This window comes from Dokdonia sp. MED134, from assembly GCF_000152925.2.
Lineage (GTDB): Bacteria > Bacteroidota > Bacteroidia > Flavobacteriales > Flavobacteriaceae > Dokdonia.
In genome coordinates, this window is record NZ_CP009301.1 from 592,619 (window position 1) to 611,746 (window position 19,128).

Annotated in this window: 16 protein-coding genes and 2 tRNA genes; 1 reads left to right on the forward strand and 17 read right to left on the reverse strand. The window is 38.7% G+C overall.

From position 1 onward, the window contains the following. Positions 1-3 precede the first annotated feature (3 nt). The 5 genes from MED134_RS02580 to MED134_RS02600 all read right to left on the reverse strand — a co-directional run bounded on the left by MED134_RS02580 (position 4) and on the right by MED134_RS02600 (position 6,886). Positions 4-78, reverse strand: a tRNA-Pro gene (locus MED134_RS02580). Between the two features lie 69 nt (positions 79-147). Then, positions 148-236, reverse strand: a tRNA-Ser gene (locus tag MED134_RS02585). Positions 237-437: 201 nt separating this feature from the next. Continuing rightward, complete coding sequence (locus tag MED134_RS02590; RefSeq protein WP_021778930.1) at positions 438-2,201, reverse strand: T9SS type B sorting domain-containing protein; 1,764 nt, start codon at positions 2,199-2,201, stop codon at positions 438-440. A gap of 110 nt (positions 2,202-2,311) precedes the next feature. Next, entirely contained in the window at positions 2,312-4,993 is a 2,682-nt protein-coding gene (locus tag MED134_RS02595; protein WP_021778929.1) for a DNA gyrase/topoisomerase IV subunit A, read from the reverse strand. Positions 4,994-5,029: 36 nt separating this feature from the next. Further along, on the reverse strand, positions 5,030-6,886 hold the full coding sequence (locus MED134_RS02600) for a DNA topoisomerase IV subunit B (protein WP_021778928.1): 1,857 nt from the start codon (positions 6,884-6,886) through the stop codon (positions 5,030-5,032). A 201-nt stretch (positions 6,887-7,087) separates the two neighbouring features. Here MED134_RS02600 and MED134_RS02605 point away from each other — a divergent pair, with 201 nt between their 5' ends. Continuing rightward, positions 7,088-7,852: a hypothetical protein gene (locus tag MED134_RS02605; RefSeq protein WP_021778927.1), complete on the forward strand. Its 765-nt coding sequence runs from the start codon at positions 7,088-7,090 to the stop codon at positions 7,850-7,852. On the opposite strand, the gene MED134_RS02610 is transcribed toward MED134_RS02605, so the two are convergent. The 12 genes from MED134_RS02610 to MED134_RS02665 form a co-directional block, all read right to left on the reverse strand. Then, positions 7,853-9,271, reverse strand: a complete 1,419-nt coding sequence (locus MED134_RS02610) for a helix-turn-helix domain-containing protein (protein WP_021778926.1) — start codon at positions 9,269-9,271, stop codon at positions 7,853-7,855. A 303-nt stretch (positions 9,272-9,574) separates the two neighbouring features. Next, a complete protein-coding gene (locus MED134_RS02615; protein ID WP_021778925.1) occupies positions 9,575-9,820 on the reverse strand; it encodes an acyl carrier protein in 246 nt (81 codons plus the stop codon). A 49-nt stretch (positions 9,821-9,869) separates the two neighbouring features. Then, positions 9,870-11,150: a beta-ketoacyl-[acyl-carrier-protein] synthase family protein gene (locus tag MED134_RS02620; RefSeq protein WP_021778924.1), complete on the reverse strand. Its 1,281-nt coding sequence runs from the start codon at positions 11,148-11,150 to the stop codon at positions 9,870-9,872. Then, entirely contained in the window at positions 11,140-11,583 is a 444-nt protein-coding gene (locus MED134_RS02625; RefSeq protein WP_021778923.1) for a 3-hydroxyacyl-ACP dehydratase FabZ family protein, read from the reverse strand. Before MED134_RS02625 ends, MED134_RS02620 begins: the two co-directional genes overlap by 11 nt. After that, positions 11,583-12,374, reverse strand: a complete 792-nt coding sequence (locus MED134_RS02630; protein WP_021778922.1) for an SDR family oxidoreductase — start codon at positions 12,372-12,374, stop codon at positions 11,583-11,585. The genes MED134_RS02625 and MED134_RS02630 overlap by 1 nt, the downstream gene beginning before the upstream one ends. 6 nt (positions 12,375-12,380) lie before the next feature. Next, a complete protein-coding gene (locus MED134_RS02635) occupies positions 12,381-13,433 on the reverse strand; it encodes a type III polyketide synthase (RefSeq protein ID WP_021778921.1) in 1,053 nt (350 codons plus the stop codon). Further along, a complete protein-coding gene (locus MED134_RS02640; protein ID WP_021778920.1) occupies positions 13,430-14,137 on the reverse strand; it encodes a methyltransferase domain-containing protein in 708 nt (235 codons plus the stop codon). Before MED134_RS02640 ends, MED134_RS02635 begins: the two co-directional genes overlap by 4 nt. Continuing rightward, positions 14,137-15,255, reverse strand: coding sequence for an NAD(P)/FAD-dependent oxidoreductase (locus MED134_RS02645; protein ID WP_021778919.1), 1,119 nt, complete (start codon positions 15,253-15,255; stop codon positions 14,137-14,139). Before MED134_RS02645 ends, MED134_RS02640 begins: the two co-directional genes overlap by 1 nt. 85 nt (positions 15,256-15,340) lie before the next feature. Continuing rightward, positions 15,341-16,051, reverse strand: coding sequence for an OmpA family protein (locus tag MED134_RS02650; RefSeq protein ID WP_021778918.1), 711 nt, complete (start codon positions 16,049-16,051; stop codon positions 15,341-15,343). 26 nt (positions 16,052-16,077) lie between these two features. Beyond that, complete coding sequence (locus tag MED134_RS02655; RefSeq protein WP_038596952.1) at positions 16,078-16,563, reverse strand: lipocalin family protein; 486 nt, start codon at positions 16,561-16,563, stop codon at positions 16,078-16,080. A 76-nt stretch (positions 16,564-16,639) separates the two neighbouring features. Continuing rightward, positions 16,640-16,801 (reverse strand): DUF1328 family protein, encoded by a 162-nt coding sequence (locus tag MED134_RS14855; RefSeq protein ID WP_021778916.1) that lies wholly within the window; start codon positions 16,799-16,801, stop codon positions 16,640-16,642. 214 nt (positions 16,802-17,015) lie between these two features. Next, a complete protein-coding gene (locus tag MED134_RS02665; protein WP_038596955.1) occupies positions 17,016-19,022 on the reverse strand; it encodes a thiamine pyrophosphate-dependent enzyme in 2,007 nt (668 codons plus the stop codon). Between the last annotated feature and the right edge of the window lie 106 nt (positions 19,023-19,128).

Genomic DNA, 19,128 nt, shown 5'->3' on the forward strand with positions numbered 1-19,128 from the left:
ATGTCGGGGTAGCAAGATTCGAACTTGCGACCTCCTCGTCCCAAACGAGGCGCGATAACCGGGCTACGCTATACCCCGAGACCTGCACAAAGTGCATAATCCCATACATCAAAAAAAATCTATAAAATAGACTTTTTTTGAAATTTGCGGAGAGACAGGGATTCGAACCCTGGGTAAGTGTTTCCACCTACGACGATTTAGCAAACCGCTCCTTTCGGCCACTCAGGCACCTCTCCTTTCACTAATAAATGAACTTGCTTATTGTAAGCGGATGCAAATGTACATCAAGAAATACAAGAAAACAAGAATAAAATGAGGATTAATGTATAAACTTTACCTTAAAAATTAATCTCTAATGGTAATGCTCTCAAAATCAATAATAAATTAAATTAACTGATGATAAAATAAATTTATTTTTTCGCGAAAGCGTACCTATTCTATTGTCGTCTTAATGCAAAGTAGCCCGTAAAGATTACGTTAGACGCTGTATATGCTTTGTACCAAAACCCACTATCTAATAACTGTCTTCCCTGGTAGGTTCCATCCCAGCCAATACCATAAGGCAAAATGGTTTTTAATCGCTTACCGTAACGGTCATAAATCTCTATGCTAGTAACTGTCTCTCCATTTACTACTACTCCCCTTACCTGCCAGGTATCATTTATACCGTCACCATTAGGTGTAAAATATTTTGGAAAACCTGGATCTGGACGTATTACTCTACTATCCATACCGCAGCCCCCTATATCTCTCACGTATACTTGTATATCTAATGGATTTATATTTTGCAATAATGGGCTAGATTGATAAGGTCCTGCAGGATTACCACTAGCAAATTCAAAATTTCCTTCCTCCTCTAGCTCCAAAAGCACACTTGCCGTTGCACCTTGATTTGAAATAACTAGATTACTTATTACAGGAGCTGTAGATATTGTCACGTCAAACATATGCGTGGCTGTGCAGATTACAAAACCTGCCTCTACCATCGCCTCTTCATTTACTTCTAGCAAATAAGTCCCTGTCTGAGTGATAGTAATATTAGGATCTGATGAGAGAAGTTGTTGCTGCCCTTCTATAATCTCATACCAAAAGATAGATTCATAAGGATCTGGATAACTTAACTGCAAGGGAGACTGTTCTTCACAAATCTCATAAGAATCTTCAAGATTAATTACAGGGTTAAGATCGACCATTTCACCTGTAATACCGTCTGTATACGGTCCACAGCCCAGTGTTGTTGTAAAACTAGTTTGCGTGCAATTCTGAGCTTGCCCAGCTGCATTAAAGGGTGTGATGGTTACATAGTAGGTAACGCCTTCCTCAAAGTCTATTACAGGTGTAGATGTGGTTACCCCTATGTTTGTATTTGCTAGTACATCATCGCCGTCTGGGGTTGAGCCTATTTTTATCAAATAGCCTTCTACATTATCTACCGGAAACCACTCAAGCAGTGGTGTAAGAGCAACCTCTATTGCCCCATCTATAGGACTAAAAAGTTGCGTGCACTCCGGTATCTCAGATGCTATGACCTCTGTAGTAAAGCTAGTTTCTGTACAGGTAGTAACTTGCCCGTTTTCATTATAAGGTATTATGGTAATATAATATGTTGTATCAGATTCTAAGTCAAATGGTGGCGCAAACGTAAGCGTGTTACCCACATCTTGCCCATTTATAACATCTGTGGCCCCTGGCGATGTGCCTATGTTTATAATATAACCTGTTGCTCGTGGAGCATAAGACCACGAAATGCTTGTGCTTACAGATACATCTACCGCGCCATTTATGGGAGAAACAACTTCTGTACATCCTGGTGGAAGCGTATTATTTTCTGTAGTAAAAAATTGAGCATCACAACTCACGGTATTTCCGCTCGGAAAGAAACCTCTTATAGTAATATATATTAATGTACTCTCTGGAAATCCTTGTGGGGCTGTAAACTGCGAGGTGCTTCCTGCGTTATAATTATTAAGAATGTCTATGCCACCAGGGGTAGTACCTAGATCTACAAAGTAACTCACCGCACCAGGTATATCTTCAAAAAATATCGTTTCGGTTACTCCTACATCTGTAGCTCCTTGTACGGGTGAAGTAAGTAATGCGCAGGGGTCATATGTAGTATACGCTTTCGCGAAAGCGGAAAAAAGAACAAATACCACTAAAGAAAGGATCTTTAAATTGATATAATGTCTTAACTGCTTCATAATACTACCACATAAAATAGGTCTAGTCTACCAAATATACGGCAAACTAATTTATGTTTTCGTAAGATTAAAAATGGATATTGAGTTTAAAATACTCAAATGCTGTGCTATTAAAATAAGGTAGTTTGCCCTTCGCCGTCATCCCCGTTTTCATCATCACTAGGCTTTGTGCCCTGTGCAGTAGCGACTCCTGAAGGACTAACAACCTTCTCGTCTACTACTTCTATCTCTGTTTTAGGTACTTCTTGCACTTCTTCATAAGGTAGAGAATCTATCCAGTTGAGGCCTTTTAGCTTTTCGGTAAAGAACGTATTACCCATTGCCGAAATACCCTTAATAGCGATAAAATCTTCCATAGACACTGTTTCATTCTCACGCTGGTCTTTACCACGTTGCTTGTAAAAAACCATCTCTGCAACAGGTCTCCAGTCTGTAGATACAAGTTCTAGCTGGCTGTTGTTATGATCTGAAATAAAGGTTTCTTCCTTATCTGGACTATCTATTAAAAAACGCTTACCGTAGTAACGTTCCTTTTCTCCATCCCAATAAATTGCGGTTATAGGCTTTTTAGGCACCCACTTCTCTAGTACAATCATATCATCATCAAAGTGATGCGTTACCTCTGGTATAATGGTACGCACGTTACCGTGCTGGTTAATGATAAGTAATCTGTCATCTGGTCTAAATTCTCCCAGAAGATCTCCTCGCTCATCAAGATTGAGTCTTTGCACAGTCTCGTCAAACCATATTTTACGAGGCTTGAGCGTAGAAAGGCCTTTCTCCTTAAGCTCTACAGATTTTACAGCATTTTTTGAGACAATATTTCCTTTTGAAGATCTCCCTTTTATGAGTACATCTGCAAAGTCTACCTCAAGTCTAAGTTTCTTTACAGAGGCTACAGCTCTTAAATAGACGGTAACAAGCTCTGCCTCACCATTTGGATTTGCGCTAAAATAGAGTACTTGTGCTCCTTTTTTATCACCAGCAAGCTGGTAATCATTATTACGCGTGACAGAGGTAACATTAAAACGTTTTACATAAGTAGGTAGTCCACTACCTGCTCTGTAAATCATATTATAGGTGGTGCGTTTATCTTTTTTCTTAAAGATAGCTACGTGTATGATGTCTTTACCTATAAAGGTTTTAGACTCCACCTTAACCACCATCATAGATCCAGACTTTGTAAAAACAATAATATCATCTATGTCTGAACAATCTGTAACATACTCATCCCTTTTAAGAGAAGTACCTACAAAACCTTCAGCCCTGTTTACATAAAGTTTAGTGTTTCTGAGCACAACCTTAGCTGCTTGAATATCGTCAAAAACACGGATCTCAGTTTTACGTTCTTTTCCTTTTCCGTAATCTTTTTTGAGACGCGTAAAATAATCTATCGCATACTGTGTGAGATTATCCAGATGATGTTTTACTTGGGCTATTTGATCCTCAAGTGCATCTATCTTCTGCTGTGCTTTATCTATATCAAACTTAGAAATACGCTTAATACGTATCTCGGTAAGACGTGTGATATCTTCTACAGTCACTGCGCGCTTTAAGTGACCTATGTGTGGTTTTAAACCTTTATCTATTGCTTCTATTACACCGTCCCAAGTCTCTTGCTCTTCAATATCACGGTAAATTCTATTCTCGATAAAAATACGTTCTAGTGAAGCATAATGCCATTGGTTTTCAAACTCTCCAAGCTGGATTTCTAACTCAGACTTAAGAAGTGCTTTTGTACGATCTGTAGACCTGCGTAGCATTTCTGACACTCCCACAAAAAGTGGCTTGTTATCTTCAATAACACAACCTAGTGGTGATATAGATGTCTCACAATTTGTAAATGCATACAGTGCATCTATGGTTTTATCTGGAGAAATACCACTAGGCAAGTGCACAAGTATCTCAACATTTGCAGAGGTATTATCTTCTATCTTTTTTATCTTGATTTTACCCTTATCATTTGCTTTAAGAATAGAATCGATGAGCGATGTAGTAGTCTGTCCAAAGGGCAGCTCAGTAATTACTAGCGTGTTTTTATCCTGCTGGCTCATACGAGCACGACAGCGTATCTTCCCTCCTCTTAAACCGTCTTTATAGTCTGTAAAATCTGCAATACCAGCGGTAGGAAAATCTGGATAAATGGTAAATCGTTTTCCTTTGAGATGTTTTATAGAAGCATCTATAAGCTCTATAAAGTTGTGAGGCATCACCTTAGTACTTAAGCCTACGGCAATTCCCTCTGCACCTTGAGCGAGTAATAAAGGAAACATTACTGGTAAGTTTATAGGCTCTTTTTTACGCCCATCATAAGAGGCCTGCCAGTCTGTAATCTTTGGGTTATACACAACATCTAGTGCAAATTTTGAAAGGCGTGCCTCAATATATCTAGATGCCGCCGCGCGGTCTCCGGTTAAAATATTACCCCAGTTACCCTGTGTATCAATAAGTAGGTCTTTCTGACCTATTTGCACCATTGCATCACCTATACTCGCATCACCGTGAGGGTGATACTGCATCGTGTGCCCTACTACATTTGCTACTTTATTATAACGGCCATCATCTAGCTCCTTAAGTGCGTGCATAATACGTCGCTGCACAGGCTTAAAGCCATCCTCTATTGCAGGTACAGCACGCTCAAGTATTACATAAGATGCATAGTCTAAAAACCAATCTTCAAACATTCCTGAGACACGAGTAATCGTCTCCCCACTTCCTTCTCCTGTTTGAGATGAAAGCATATCTGAGTTTAATTCTTCGTCTTGGTTATGGTCGTTTATTTCTTCGCTCATTGATATGGTTTACGCTTTCGCGAAAGCGTTATTCTTTTACTCCTCTACTACTCTATCTAGTTCTACCTTTAGATTTTCAATAATAAACTTCTGTCTATCTGGGGTGTTTTTACCCATATAGAATGAAAGAAGTTCCTCTATCATAAGTGCTTTGTCAAGCATCACGGGTGCAAGTCTCATATCTTCTCCTATAAAAAACTGAAACTCATCTGGCGATATCTCACCAAGCCCCTTAAATCGTGTTATCTCTGGCTTGGCGCCTAGCTTTGCCATCGCATCTGCCTTTTCTTGATCACTGTAGCAGTATATGGTTTCTTTCTTATTACGTACCCTAAAAAGTGGCGTCTCTAGTATATACAGATGTCCTTCCTTAATTACTTCAGGAAAAAACTGAAGAAAAAATGTAATTAGTAACAGGCGTATGTGCATACCATCTACATCGGCATCGGTAGCGATTACAATGTTGTTATAGCGCAAATCTTCAATAGACTCTTCTATATTAAGTGCCGCTTGTAATAGGTTAAACTCTTCGTTTTCGTAAACAATCTTTTTAGAAAGACCGTAGCTATTGAGAGGTTTCCCTTTAAGGCTAAAAACCGCTTGTGTGTTTACATCTCGTGACTTTGTTATAGATCCAGAAGCAGAGTCTCCCTCTGTGATAAACAGTGTAGTCTCTAGGTTTCGGGCTTTCTTACTATCTGTAAGATGTATACGGCAATCTCTTAATTTCTTATTATGTAAACTCGCTTTTTTTGCTCTCTCCTTTGCAAGTTTTCTTATTCCAGAGAGATCTTTACGCTCACGCTCTGCTTGTAAAATCTTACGTTGCAAGGCATCTGCCACTGGCGGATTTTTATGCAAGAAGTTATCAAGGGCGGTTTTTAAGAAATCATTTATGTAGGTTCTTACCGTAGGTAAGTCTCCTCCCATATCTGTAGAACCCAGTTTGGTCTTTGTCTGCGACTCAAAAACAGGCTCCATCACCTTAATACTTATAGCGGAAACAATGGACTTTCTAATATCTGAAGCTTCATAGTTTTTACCATAAAACTCTCGTATAGTACGCACGATACTCTCTCTAAATGCCGCTTGATGTGTACCTCCTTGAGTGGTATGCTGCCCGTTTACAAAAGAGTGATACTCTTCTGAGTACTGCGTTTTACTGTGTGTGATTGCGACCTCAATATCTTCACCTTTAAGATGAATAATGTCATAAAGTCTATCCCCTTCTGCTATAGACTCAGATAGTAAATCTTTTAATCCATTTTCAGAAAAGAACTTCTCACCGTTAAAAACAATGGTCAGACCCGGATTAAGGTATACATAGTTCTTTATAAGGCGCTCCACATACTCAGAGCGAAACTTAAAGTTCTTGAATATCTCACTATCTGGTACAAACGAAACCTTAGTCCCGCGCCTACGAGAAGTCTCATCTAGTAAGTCTTGATTTGTAAGCTCTCCACGCTCAAACTCTGCACTTGCAGACTTACCATCTCTTGTAGACTCTACTCTAAAATAGTTAGAAAGAGCATTTACCGCCTTTGTACCTACACCGTTGAGGCCTACAGATTTCTTAAATGCACGCGAGTCATACTTACCACCCGTGTTCATTTTTGAAACCACATCAACCACTTTTCCTAGCGGAATCCCACGGCCGTAATCGCGTACGATTACTTTTTCGCCTTGTATAGAAATCTCAATGGTCTTACCCGCACCCATCACAAATTCATCTATACAGTTATCAAGCACCTCTTTTACAAGGATATAGATACCATCATCTGCACTTGAGCCGTCGCCTAGTTTACCTATATACATCCCGGGACGCATACGGATATGCTCCTTCCAGTCGAGGGAGCGTATATTATCTTCGTTGTATTGTGTTTCTTGAGCCATAAAATGTCGTGGAGTCGCTAATATAAGGACTTGCGATGGGTTAAGTAAGCACAAAAAAAAGAAGTAATTAACAATTTTAAAATGCTATTGTTGATTGCTATATTTTATACGCTTTCGCGAAAAGAAACACTCCTAGATCATCCACTTTTTACTACCACAAACAGCCACTATTTGTATCTTACCATTTGTTAAATCATATTTATGGCCATACTAAGAGGTTTACAAAGAAGACTTGCACTTATTGCTATTGCTGGAGCTGTGGCAGTAGCATTAATTATCATATTTAATACCAATGATAAGAATGTGCAACCAGAAATAATAACTGGAAACTCGTTATTAAAAAAAATAATGAACTCCAGCGGAGGAAAGGAAAACTACGAGGGTATAAAATCACTCTCTTTTGAAAAAGCATTCAAACTTTACGATAAAGACAGTATTACCAAAATAGACCGTCTCGAAAAACACACCTATGATTTTACAAATGGTGCTATGAGATCCATTACCTGGAAAGATAGCCTACACACGTACAAACTCATACAGAAGGATACTGCTATACTGCAGTTTAAGGATGGTACACGTGATACATCTGTAAGCAGGAAGGCTCTACAAAACAAATTATATGCCGCCACTTTTGTGTTAGGTCTTCCCTACACGCTAGACACAGATAGCTCGGCAAAAACGTACTTAGGTATTACAGAGTTTCAAGATAAACCAGCGCACGAGCTTAAAGTGACTTTTCAAGATGGCACAGATACTTGGTATCTTTATTATGAAGAGTCTACATTAGACTGGCTGGGGTACTGGGTACAAACTTCAGATCATTATAGCCTGGTAATTAATGAGGAAATGATTAATAAAAAAGGGTTTACGCTTTCGCGAAAGCGTAAAAGCTACCGCACAGACGCACAAAAAAATCGACTCTACTTGAGAGCCGATTATGAATATTCCAACTATTTAATACAATGATCAGCTCACATTTTCAAGCTTGAGAAACTGTGTAGGTGTGAGATCACAAAATCTTTTAAATGACTTATTAAAAGTCACTTTGTTATTATAGCCTACCTCATAGGCTATGTCTATGATATTAAGGTTTTCTGGGTTGTTTTTTAAACGTTCCATAGCCTCTTCTACTCTATATTTATTTATAAGTTCAAAGAAGTTAAGGCCAAAATGCTCATTTATTACCTGTGAAGCATTGTGACGTGTTGTACCTAGTCGCTCTGCAACATACTCCAGTTTGAGAGTACTTTGTCTATACAGTTTGTCTTCTTCTAGCAGCTTGACAAGTTGCTCTTTGAGTTCGTTTGAGAAACTCGGTGTGAGACCAGAGTTTTGATATTTGTTTACCGCCTTTTTTACTTTAACAACCGTAGTCCCTATAAGCGCCTGTGGATTTGAGTAAGCCACATACCCCACATATAATACAAGGCCTGTCATTGCTAAGAGTTGAATATGCAACAAATCACTTCCAAAACTATACTGTATTAATATAAATGCATAAAGGGCATAAAACACTGCATACACGCTATGCACAACAACTATGTTACGACGTAAACGCAATTGCTTTATCTCAACGTTTGCTGCTTGCTTATTATTGAGATAGAGTTTGATAGTAAAAAATCCGTAGACTACAAGAGATATTACTTTACATATAGTAGCCGGCACTAAATACGGCAGTGTAGAGTAAGAGCCTTCACCAAGCATAATCTCTAATTTTCCCTCGGCAGAAATTGCAAAGACTGGGATAAGCAGTATTAAAAATATAACCGTAGGTATTAAATGCAGCGCATCTGTCTTTTTAAACTCATAATTTTTTGTAATTCGCTTAAAGTAAAAGTAAAGTACAGGACCATACAAAAATGAAAACGGCGCAGACATCGATAATGTGTGCGGCTCATAATACACATAATTAGATAAATAAAGTGCTACGTGTATTAAGAAAAAAGAGTGCATAAAGACAAAGAGACTTATAAGACCATTTGCCATTTTATCTTGCTTTTTTCTCGCATTTAGAATGAGGGCAATAAATATACCTATCAACCCTACATACAAATAGAAAAAAGTACCCATACTAAACTTAACTAAGTACTTATCCTTTAATTCAATAAAGCCGTTGTTTCGTTTTAGAACTTCATATGCGCTATTTTCTAAAATAGAAAAATCACCAGTTTTTACAATATAGGCTTCGAGAGATGCTACCGCCTTATCTTCTTGCCCATTTTTGGTATACAAAATGGCCTCACGCTCTAGCGCACTTGCTGTATCAATATAAAGTCCTTCTTGAGTTTCTTGTGTAGCATTTTCGTCTGGGTCTATCGTAGGATTTGAAAAAGCGACTAGCGGGATACTTAGAAAAAGTAATAATACAATGAGTGATGATTTCATAAGTGTTCGTTTGATTGATGTCTGTAAGGTACAAAAACATCGTATAAATCATTGATTATAAGTATGCACCGATAAAAGTTTACTTACAGACTAAAATTACAAATTATATTAACCCCAAACTACACTAAACTTAAAATACTAGAAATCAATCTATTAAAAAGTAAGTTTTTATCGGTTAACACAAAAAATAAAGTAAATATACTTCGGAATAAAAATGCGTTATTTTTAATAAAGAAATGTACTACAAATAAAAAAGCCCCCTATCTGGAGCTTTTTGAATAACTTATTTTACTACAAAAAGTCTTATAAAACCTTTGCTTCTATAATTTCTATAGCAGATTTTACTGTTTCCATCTTTTCTATCTCATCGTCCTCTATGGTAATATCAAAATGATCTTCTACATCTAATACGATGTCTACCAGATTTGCAGAATTTATATTAAGCTCTTGAGTGAGATGACTGGTAGGTTTAATATCATCTACAGAGACATCTTCTGGAAGATAGATTTTAATAATGTTTTTTAACTCGTCGTAATGCTTTGCGTTCATATCTTTAAATGTGCGATGAGATTTTTTACTCGTCAGGTTACTATCAAATTTATTTTAAGCTGTAAATTTTTTTAAATATCATACAGCAATTTACATCTCCAAAGCCAAAACTAGCCTTAGCCGCTATAGAAATTGTTTTATTTACGGTATGACTAGGCACACAGCTATCATCTATTATACCCTTTATATCTGGATGTAAATTACCTGTATTTATATTACCAAAGACCTTATTATTTTTAAGTTCTAATATGGTTGCCACAGTCTCAATGCTACCAGCGGCAGCAAGGCAATGACCAGTCATACTCTTGAGAGAATTAATATAAGGAAAATCTTTACCCTTTAACTCTAACGCTTCACTCCAATTTTTTATCTCTGTAGGGCACATTCCTGTAGATGTAAGGTGACCATTTATGGTATCTATGTCTCTACTACCTATATCACTATTTCTTACAGCAGTACGTATACAGTGCTGCACAGCTTCACTGTTAGGTGCTGTCATTGTGCCTCCCATACGCTGTCCGCCGCTATTTACGGCTCCTCCTAATACTTCTGCATAAATGCGAGCTCCCCGTGACAGTGCACTATCTAAAGATTCTAGCACAAGTGCTCCTGCCCCACTCCCCGGTACAAAACCATTTGCATCTTCTTGCATAGGCCTACTGCCAGCCGTAGGGTTCTCATTATATTTTTTAGTAAGTACACGCATAGCATCAAAACCACCCCATATGTAAGGACCACTGTCATTACAGCTCCCTACTAGCATACGCACCGCATCACCATTGCGCACGCGCTCATATCCCATTAAGACACTCTCAAGACCTGTAGTACAGGCACTACTATTTGTTGTAACTTGATTACCACAACCTATGTAACCACCTAAGTAGGCGCTTATGCCGCTTGCCATTGTTTGGATTACTGTAGTGCTTCCTAAGCGGCGCACTTTACCCTCATCAGTTTGGTAAATAGCGCTTCTAAATTTTTCTGCACCCAGTAGCGAAACGCCAAATATTATCCCACTATCATAGTCTACAGCATCCTTATCCATAATAGTGAGACCAGCATCTTTCCAAGCGTCTACACCTGCTATCATACCATACTCAATACCTGAACTTTGTAAATCACGTAACTGCAAGGGAGTAAAGTATTTTTTTAAAAGCTCAGGAGTAACATCGGGCTGTCCCGCAATCTGACAGCCAAAATTCAAATCTGCTAGCTGTTGATGAAAAGTAACACCACTTTTACCCGAAAATATAGCATCTGAAAATTGTGCTAATCCTATTCCGTTAGGAGCACAAACACCCATACCTGTAATCACTACTCTATGCTTCATCTTTTGTGCTAAAAATTCCTGCTAGCTCACCTTGAGCGCATATATCACCTCCTTTATCATATAACTTTACGGTACACTTTAATTTATTAAATCTAAAATATTTTTGTACAGCTTTTACTACAACTCGTTCTCCTGGTAATACAGGTTTTAAAAACTCTGTTTGTGCGTTTGTAAAAGCTACTTGTAATTGAGATAGATGCTTATCTTGCATTTTAAAAATACCTAAACTTACAAGACCTATTTGTGCCATACACTCTGTAAGAATAACTCCAGGAGTAACAGGTAAATCTTTAAAATGGCCTTTGTAAAAAAAAGCCTCAGGTTTAAAGGTATAACTACCGTGTATCTCCTCTTTTGTCACCATATCTATAGTGTCTACAAATAAAAAGGGCTCGCCATATGGTAGTGCTGCAATGATTTCTTCTCCGCTCATTATCTTATGTGTTCACCACCATCTACTGGTATTGTTGTACCGTTAATCCACGAGGCTTCGTCTCTTGTTAAAAGATACACTGCATTTGCCACATCATTAGGAAGTGTAAGTCGTTGGTATGGATTTCTCTTAACCGCCATTTCTTTCATCTTATCACTACCCGGTATGAGGCGTAAACTTTCGGTATCTGTAACGCCGGCTTGTATGCAGTTGGACGTTATACCCAGCGGTGCAAACTCAAGGGCGATTCCGCGAGAGATACTCTCTAGGGCAGCTTTTGCCGCCGCAACTGCTGCATATTGTGGCCACGCACGACTACTACCCTCACTCGTAAACGCAATGGCTCTTGCAGATGGGGTAAATAATTCCGCTTTCGCGAAAGCGGAAACCCAATCATAATAACTCACTGCCATTGCATCCAGCGTGCCCTTGAAATCTTCATTAGAAAGTATATTTCCGCCTTCTGCATCATACAACGGCTTTAGGTTACCGCGTGCAATACTATGTAAGATTAATTTAATGACACCTTTACCAAGTTTTGCTAAAATATCATCTACAGTCTCTTGCCTTTTCTTAGGATTAAGTGCATCTGTGTTATAAGATATAATCTCACAGCCAGAGACCTCCATCTCCCGCACAGCATCTTCAAAAGCTGCGACCACGCTACGTCTTGACCTGTGTATGATAATAATATTCATACCTTCGTGGGCAAGCTTCTTTGCCGTGGCAAGGCCTAATCCAGCACTTCCACCCAGTATAACAGCATATTTATTTTTATAGCTTTGACTCATCTCTTATTACCATTTTAAAAGTACGCGTTGTGCCGAAAAACCTGGACCAAAACTCAACATTATCCCTAGATCCCCCGGAGCACACTGTCGGTCTAGAAAACGTTCTAAAACATACAAAACAGTGGCGCTACTCATATTACCATACAACTTTAGAACCTCTTTTGTATCATCTATATTTTTACCTAGTTTACCAAAAAGGTTTTCTACCGTCTCGACAATTTTACGGCCTCCTGGATGAAATATAAGGTGATTTACATCTTCTATACTAAATCCATTTTGTGCAAGAAACGGATGTATAATATCTGGAAACTTATCTGCTATTTGTTGTGGTACTTGCTGGTCTAATATCATTTGTAAACCTGTATTTACCAGCTTAAAACCCATCATCTCTTGGGCATTGTAAAAGTGATACATTGCGGTATCTACTATCTCTGGTCCCTTATCTTCTTCTCTACTCGATAATAAAACGCAGGCAGCTCCATCACCAAAAATTGCCGCGCTCACCACATTTACCATAGAGTAATCATCGTGCTGAAAGGTAGCCGTAGGACTCTCTATAGCAATCACCGCGGCTCTCTTGCCAGGATTTGCCTTGAGAAACTCATTTGCATAAATGGTACCACTTACACCAGCTGCACATCCCATCTCTGTTACTGGAAGGCGTACAATGTCTTGTCTTAAATTTAAAGCATTTATTAAATAGGCATCTAGTGACGGTATCATAATACCTGTACAGCTCACTGTTATTATAAAATCTAGCGATTGCCCTTCCCACGCAGCTTTATCAAGTGCTTTTGAGAGCACTTGCTCTCCTAGCTTTACAACCTCTCTCGTGTAGATATCGTTTTTTTCTTGAAAACTGGTAGCAGTAAATACCTCCTCTGGTGCCATAATACTGTAGCGCTTATCTACAGCGGCATTGCCAAAAATCTTTTTTACCTTCCTCTTAAAGCGATCTTCTTGCCCGTCTAGCCATATGTCTAAAAAAGGCAAGATTTCCTCTGTGGTGCGAGAGTATTGTGGCAACTGCTTTGCTACCGTTGTGATTTTTACGCTCATATTGTTTTTATAACCCACAAGTATCTAAATGCCCATTTCCAATGTATGGAATAACTATCTAGTGCGAGTTGTTTTGAATAGGTTTCTAATTCTTCTTTTTTAAAGGCTCTAGCTATACTCACCTTACCATCATACTTAGCAATCTTACTTTTCATAAATATACCGCTAAAAAGCTGAAACAAACGATATGCAATCTTACTGCGCTGCAAATCATTTATAATCACTCCTGTACTTGCAAGCTGCACAAAGGTTTTAATAAAGGTACAGATTTGCTGGTCTGTAAAGTGGTGCATTGTCAAGGTGCATAAAATAATATCGCACCCTGCTGTAGCAGCGTCTAGCGTAAGTATATTTTGAGTACTAAACGCGAGATGTGAGATACCTTCTGACTTCTTTCTTGCTCTGGCAATGCTCTTCTCATTTATATCAAGCCCTATAAAATCTATCTTATAATCTAGGTTTTCAAAATGTCTTGCAATCTGTCTTAAAACCTCTCCATCTCCACAACCTACATCTATCACTCTCCAATGTTTTTTATCGGGTTGTGAGGTAATCATATCCTCAAGCGCATTGATTGTAATCTGGTTACCACCTAAGTATTTGTTTACCACAGCTAGATCTTTGAGAGCAAGACGTAGGTCTGCTTCTGGCAACTCTGGGTCATCCATTAATTCTGGAGCAGTACTACGTTTATTAAAATTCATTATAAGAGGTTTTTGCCGTGAGTAGATGTTATAATCTTAGTGAGTAATCTAGGTGATTGCTGTAAAACTCTCACACCTACTTTAGTGATAGTATCGCTTTGCAAGCCTCGCTGTATGATAGCACCGTTGCGCATTCTGGTTGTAAATGCAGCCTTCCACTGCTTGGTATAATTTTGCTCTAGAAGCATTCTACTTTTTGGATATGACAGATACTCTAATAAACACTCACTAACAATCTTAGCACTATGTATCGCCATCGCCATACCATTACCACATAATGGATGAATAAGACCTGCACTATCACCTACCATAAGTATGTGATTCTCCACAGTCTGCTTGTTTTGAAAGGATATCTGACTTATGGTGAGTGGTTTGTTAAACAAGGGTTTCGCTTTCGCGAAAAATGACTTAAGCTCTTTATTCTTTTCTAATACTTCAACTCGATAGATATCTAAATCTTTATATTTTTTAAATGATGCAACATCTGCCAGATAACAAACATTTACAGCATCTGTCTCTACTTTAGATAGACCACAATACCCGCCTTTAAAGTTATGCAAGGCAACTTGATCTTCTGGAAAATCTGCTTGATAATGTGCCTTCACACCGAGCCAAGGAGAACGGGTGGAAATAAATTTTCGCGAAAGCGTAATATCTAGCGTACTCCGCTTTCCGTAGGCTCCTATTACGTGTGGGGTTCTATAGCTTTTATCTGTGATGGCTACTTCAAACATCTCATCACAATACGTGATGTCCAAAACGCTTGCTCTCTCAACGGTGACGCCTTTTTCAATAAGCTTATTGTACATCATATAATCTAGCGCATACCTGCTTATACCAAAACCGCCTAGTGGCAAATCTATATGAAGCGCCTCACCGCTTAAACCTGAGAAAGCAAATTTTGTAATTACCTTTGCTCCGTGAGCGATGGGATCTACACCTAAACGTTTGAGATACGGTAAAACCTCATTTGAGACATATTCACCGCATACTTTATGTTTTGGGTACTCATTTTTTTCTATAAGAAGAATGCTGTGAGCAGATTGGGATAAATGGAGAGCTGCGGTTAGTCCCGCAAGGCCACCTCCTACAATAATGATGTCATAATCTTGTCTCACATTGTGAAGTTACGAACCGCGAGACAATAAAAAATCCTTAAAACTGAAGTTTTAAGGATTTTATGAATTCTGTTGAGGCTAGTTCTTAATTACCTCCGTTAGCCTGATTTATTGCATCTTCTTTCATTTGCTCATTAGGCACTATTGCAAGTTGCACTCTTCTGTTTTGAGCTCTCCCCTCAGCTGTATCATTACTAGCTGCTGGTTGTGCCTCTCCATACCATACAGTCGTAAAACGCCCTGCAGAGAGCCCTGTACCTATCATATAATTTGTAACTGCGTTTGCTCTGTTTTGAGATAATGTGAGGTTGCTCGCATCAGATCCTACACTATCTGTATGGCCTGCTACAATAACATTAGTCTGGTTGTATTCTTTCATAATATTAGACAGTTTATTGAGCATAGTCTGGCTATTTGCGTTAATGTTATACTTGGCTGTATCAAAATACACACCAGAGTTCTCATCAAATGTTACGACTATACCATCATCTACACGCTCTACACTTGCACCTGGTATTTCTTGCTCTATCTGTTGTGCCTGCTTATCCATTTTATTTCCTATAAGAACACCAGCACCACCGCCTACTACACCACCTATCACTGCACCTAGTTCTCCATTACCACCGCTACCAGCGTTGTTACCTATAATGGCTCCTAGTATGGCTCCTCCAGTAGCACCTATTACGGCACCTTTTTGTTTATTATTTGCATTTTTTGTCGCTTCACAGCTAGTAAAACCTGTAAGCATTGCAGCACCAAGTGCTACCACCGTTATATTTCTTAATATATTTTTCATTTTTATGATTTTTTGATGTGTTATAATTACTCTGCGTTCTTAGTAAAATTCATTGTGATTTTGAATGGTGATCCCTCTACATTTACCGTTTGCGTCATTTGTAACTGGCTATCAGAAAGGTAAGAAATGGCTATTCTAAAACCGGTATTAGTATCAGATTTCATCTTTGCATCTGTAGGCTTTAATAAGATGTCATAATTCATGTCATCGCCTTCGTTATCAGGTATAGACCAAACGAAGTATCTTTTTTCGGTATCGCAGCTCGCGCCCGAAAGTTCATAGTTTCCAAAATTATTATTAGGTATAAATCTCCAAGTACTACCTTCCATACACTCCTCAGAAGCATCGTTCAAAAGGTTTATATTATAAGTACCTGCACGGTCATAACTCACATCGTTAAGTGTCCAGGTTCCTTTAAGTGTTTTCTTTGATTCTTTAATAACAGATGTAGAACCACAACTTGTAATCACAGCTAGTACAACAACTAGCATTGACATTTTTAAATATTTCATAATAGTTAGGTTTTAAAGTAAAAAGGCAATCTCTCAAAAAAATGAAAGATTGCCAGATATTTTCTATAAGTACGTATTATCTCTTAAATAAACGACTTACTAATGATAGTACAAATAATACAATGAAGATAAAGAATAAGATCTTTGCAATACTCTCTGCTCCAGAGGCTATACCACCAAATCCAAAGATTGCAGCGATAATAGCGATAATAATAAATATGATTGTGTAACGTAACATAATGTGATTGTTTTATTGATTAGTATGGTGTAAAAGTATCGCCATTTGTTGCGTTTTTTTTAGACTTTAGCAGCCTTTAACGGCTAAATGTTAACCGATAGCCAAGATTCTACCTTTTAACTCATTTTTACTTAAAACATTAACATTTTCAACCCCATAAAAAGAAGGGCTTCATATATGAAGCCCTTTTTAAATAATAATCTAGTGTAAATTCTTAATAGTCTATGAGCTCTTGAAGCGCACTTTCTAGACGCTCTAATGGTAAGTATTGCTGCTCTAGATTTGCATCAAAAGGAATAGGAGTATCTAAACTTGTCACACGTTTTACCGGTGCGTCTAGCTTCTCAAAACAAGATTCCATTATAAGGGCCGAAATATCTGACATAATAGACCCAAAGCCAGAATCTTCTGTAAGTAATAATGCCTTACCCGTTTTACAAACAGATGCGATGATGCTCTCCTTATCTAGTGGTTGTAGTGTTCTCAAGTCTATAAGATCTACAGATAGTTCTGTTCTTTTATTTAATAAGTCAAGCGCCCAGTGCACCCCTGCTCCGTAGGTGATGATGGTAAGTTGTGCCCCTTCTCTTACTAGTGCAGCCTTACCTAACGGGATTGTGTAATAATCTGTAGGCACTTCTTGTCTTATACTTCTGTATAGCTTTTTATGTTCAAAGAATAGCACTGGATTTGGATCTTCTATAGCCGTTGCAAGTAATCCTTTGGCATCTGCAGGAAAAGCAGGAAAAACCACCTTAAGACCTGGTGTATGTGTAAACCAGGCTTCATTAGTTTGAGAGTGAAAAGGTCCAGCAGCCACGCCTGCTCCACAAGGCATACGCACTACCACATCTGCCGGTTGTGACCATCTGTAATGTGACTTAGCCAGGTAGTTTACAATAGGATTAAAACCCGAGGTTGCAAAATCAGAAAACTGCATTTCCATCATTGCTTTTTTTCCATTTATAGCAAGACCCATTGCAGTCTCAACAATGGCGCTCTCACAAATAGGTGTATTGCGCACGCGTTCTTTACCAAACTGCGCTACAAAGCCTTCGGTTATTTTAAAAACACCGCCATATTCTGCCACATCTTGTCCCATAATCACAAGATCGTCATACTTTTCCATAGACTGGCGCAAGCCTTGAGAGATAGCATCTATGAGTCTTAGCTCTTCTGTAGTGTTGCTGGGTACGCTTTCGCGAAAGCGGAAAGGTGCATACACATCTTCCATCTCTGTGTTGAGATCTGGAGTGATTTGCTCCTCTTGATATGACTTTTCTAGGTGTTCATTTATTTCATTCTTAATCTCAACGGCATACCGTTCTTTTACCGTAGCCGAAAGTATACCTTCTTGCTTCAGATAGGCCTCATAATTACTAAGCGGATCTTTCTTTGCCCACATATCCATAAGCTCCTGAGGTACGTATTTTGTACCACTAGCTTCCTCGTGGCCCCGCATTCTAAAGGTTTTAAACTCTATAAGTACCGGTCGCGGGTTATTACGTATGTCCTCTGTTATTCTTGAAATTTGTGTGTAGACTTCAAGTATGTTATTACCATCTATAATTTGTGACTCCATCCCGTAGCCCTGAGCTCTGTGAGCAAGATGCTCACAATTATACTGCTCGCTAGTAGGTGTCGAGAGTCCGTAGCCGTTATTCTCTATGCAAAAAAGTACGGGCAGCTGCCATACAGACGCTACATTGAGCGCCTCGTGAAAATCTCCTTCACTCGTACCACCCTCTCCTGTAAAAACGGCCGTTACGGCTTTCTCTTCTCTTAATTTATGAGCAAGCGCGATCCCATCTGCCACACCAAGTTGTGGACCCAGATGTGATATCATTCCCACAATATTGTATTCTTGAGTGCCAAAGTGAAAACTACGGTCCCTTCCTTTTGTAAAACCACTCATTTTACCCTGCCATTGTGTAAACAATCTATACAACGGTATCTCTCTCGTGGTAAACACTCCTAGATTGCGGTGCATAGGCAAGATATACTCTTCGTCGCGCATTGCAGATGTAACTCCTACAGAAATGGCCTCTTGGCCTATACCAGAAAACCATTTTGAGATTTTGCCTTGTCTAAGCAAGATGAGCATTTTCTCCTCTATCATACGAGGTTTGAGCATCGCTCTGTACAATTGCAAGAGTACTTTGTCATCAAGAGTACCTCGATTATAATTAAATGAGAGTGTGTTTTTTGTATGCGTAGCCATTAGGTTGTGTTTGATATAACCAAATGTAATCATTATTGCCTAACGAAGACTTGCCGTAAAATGTTGAGCTAATAAGCTCATCAATAAGTACGTATATGCAAAAAAG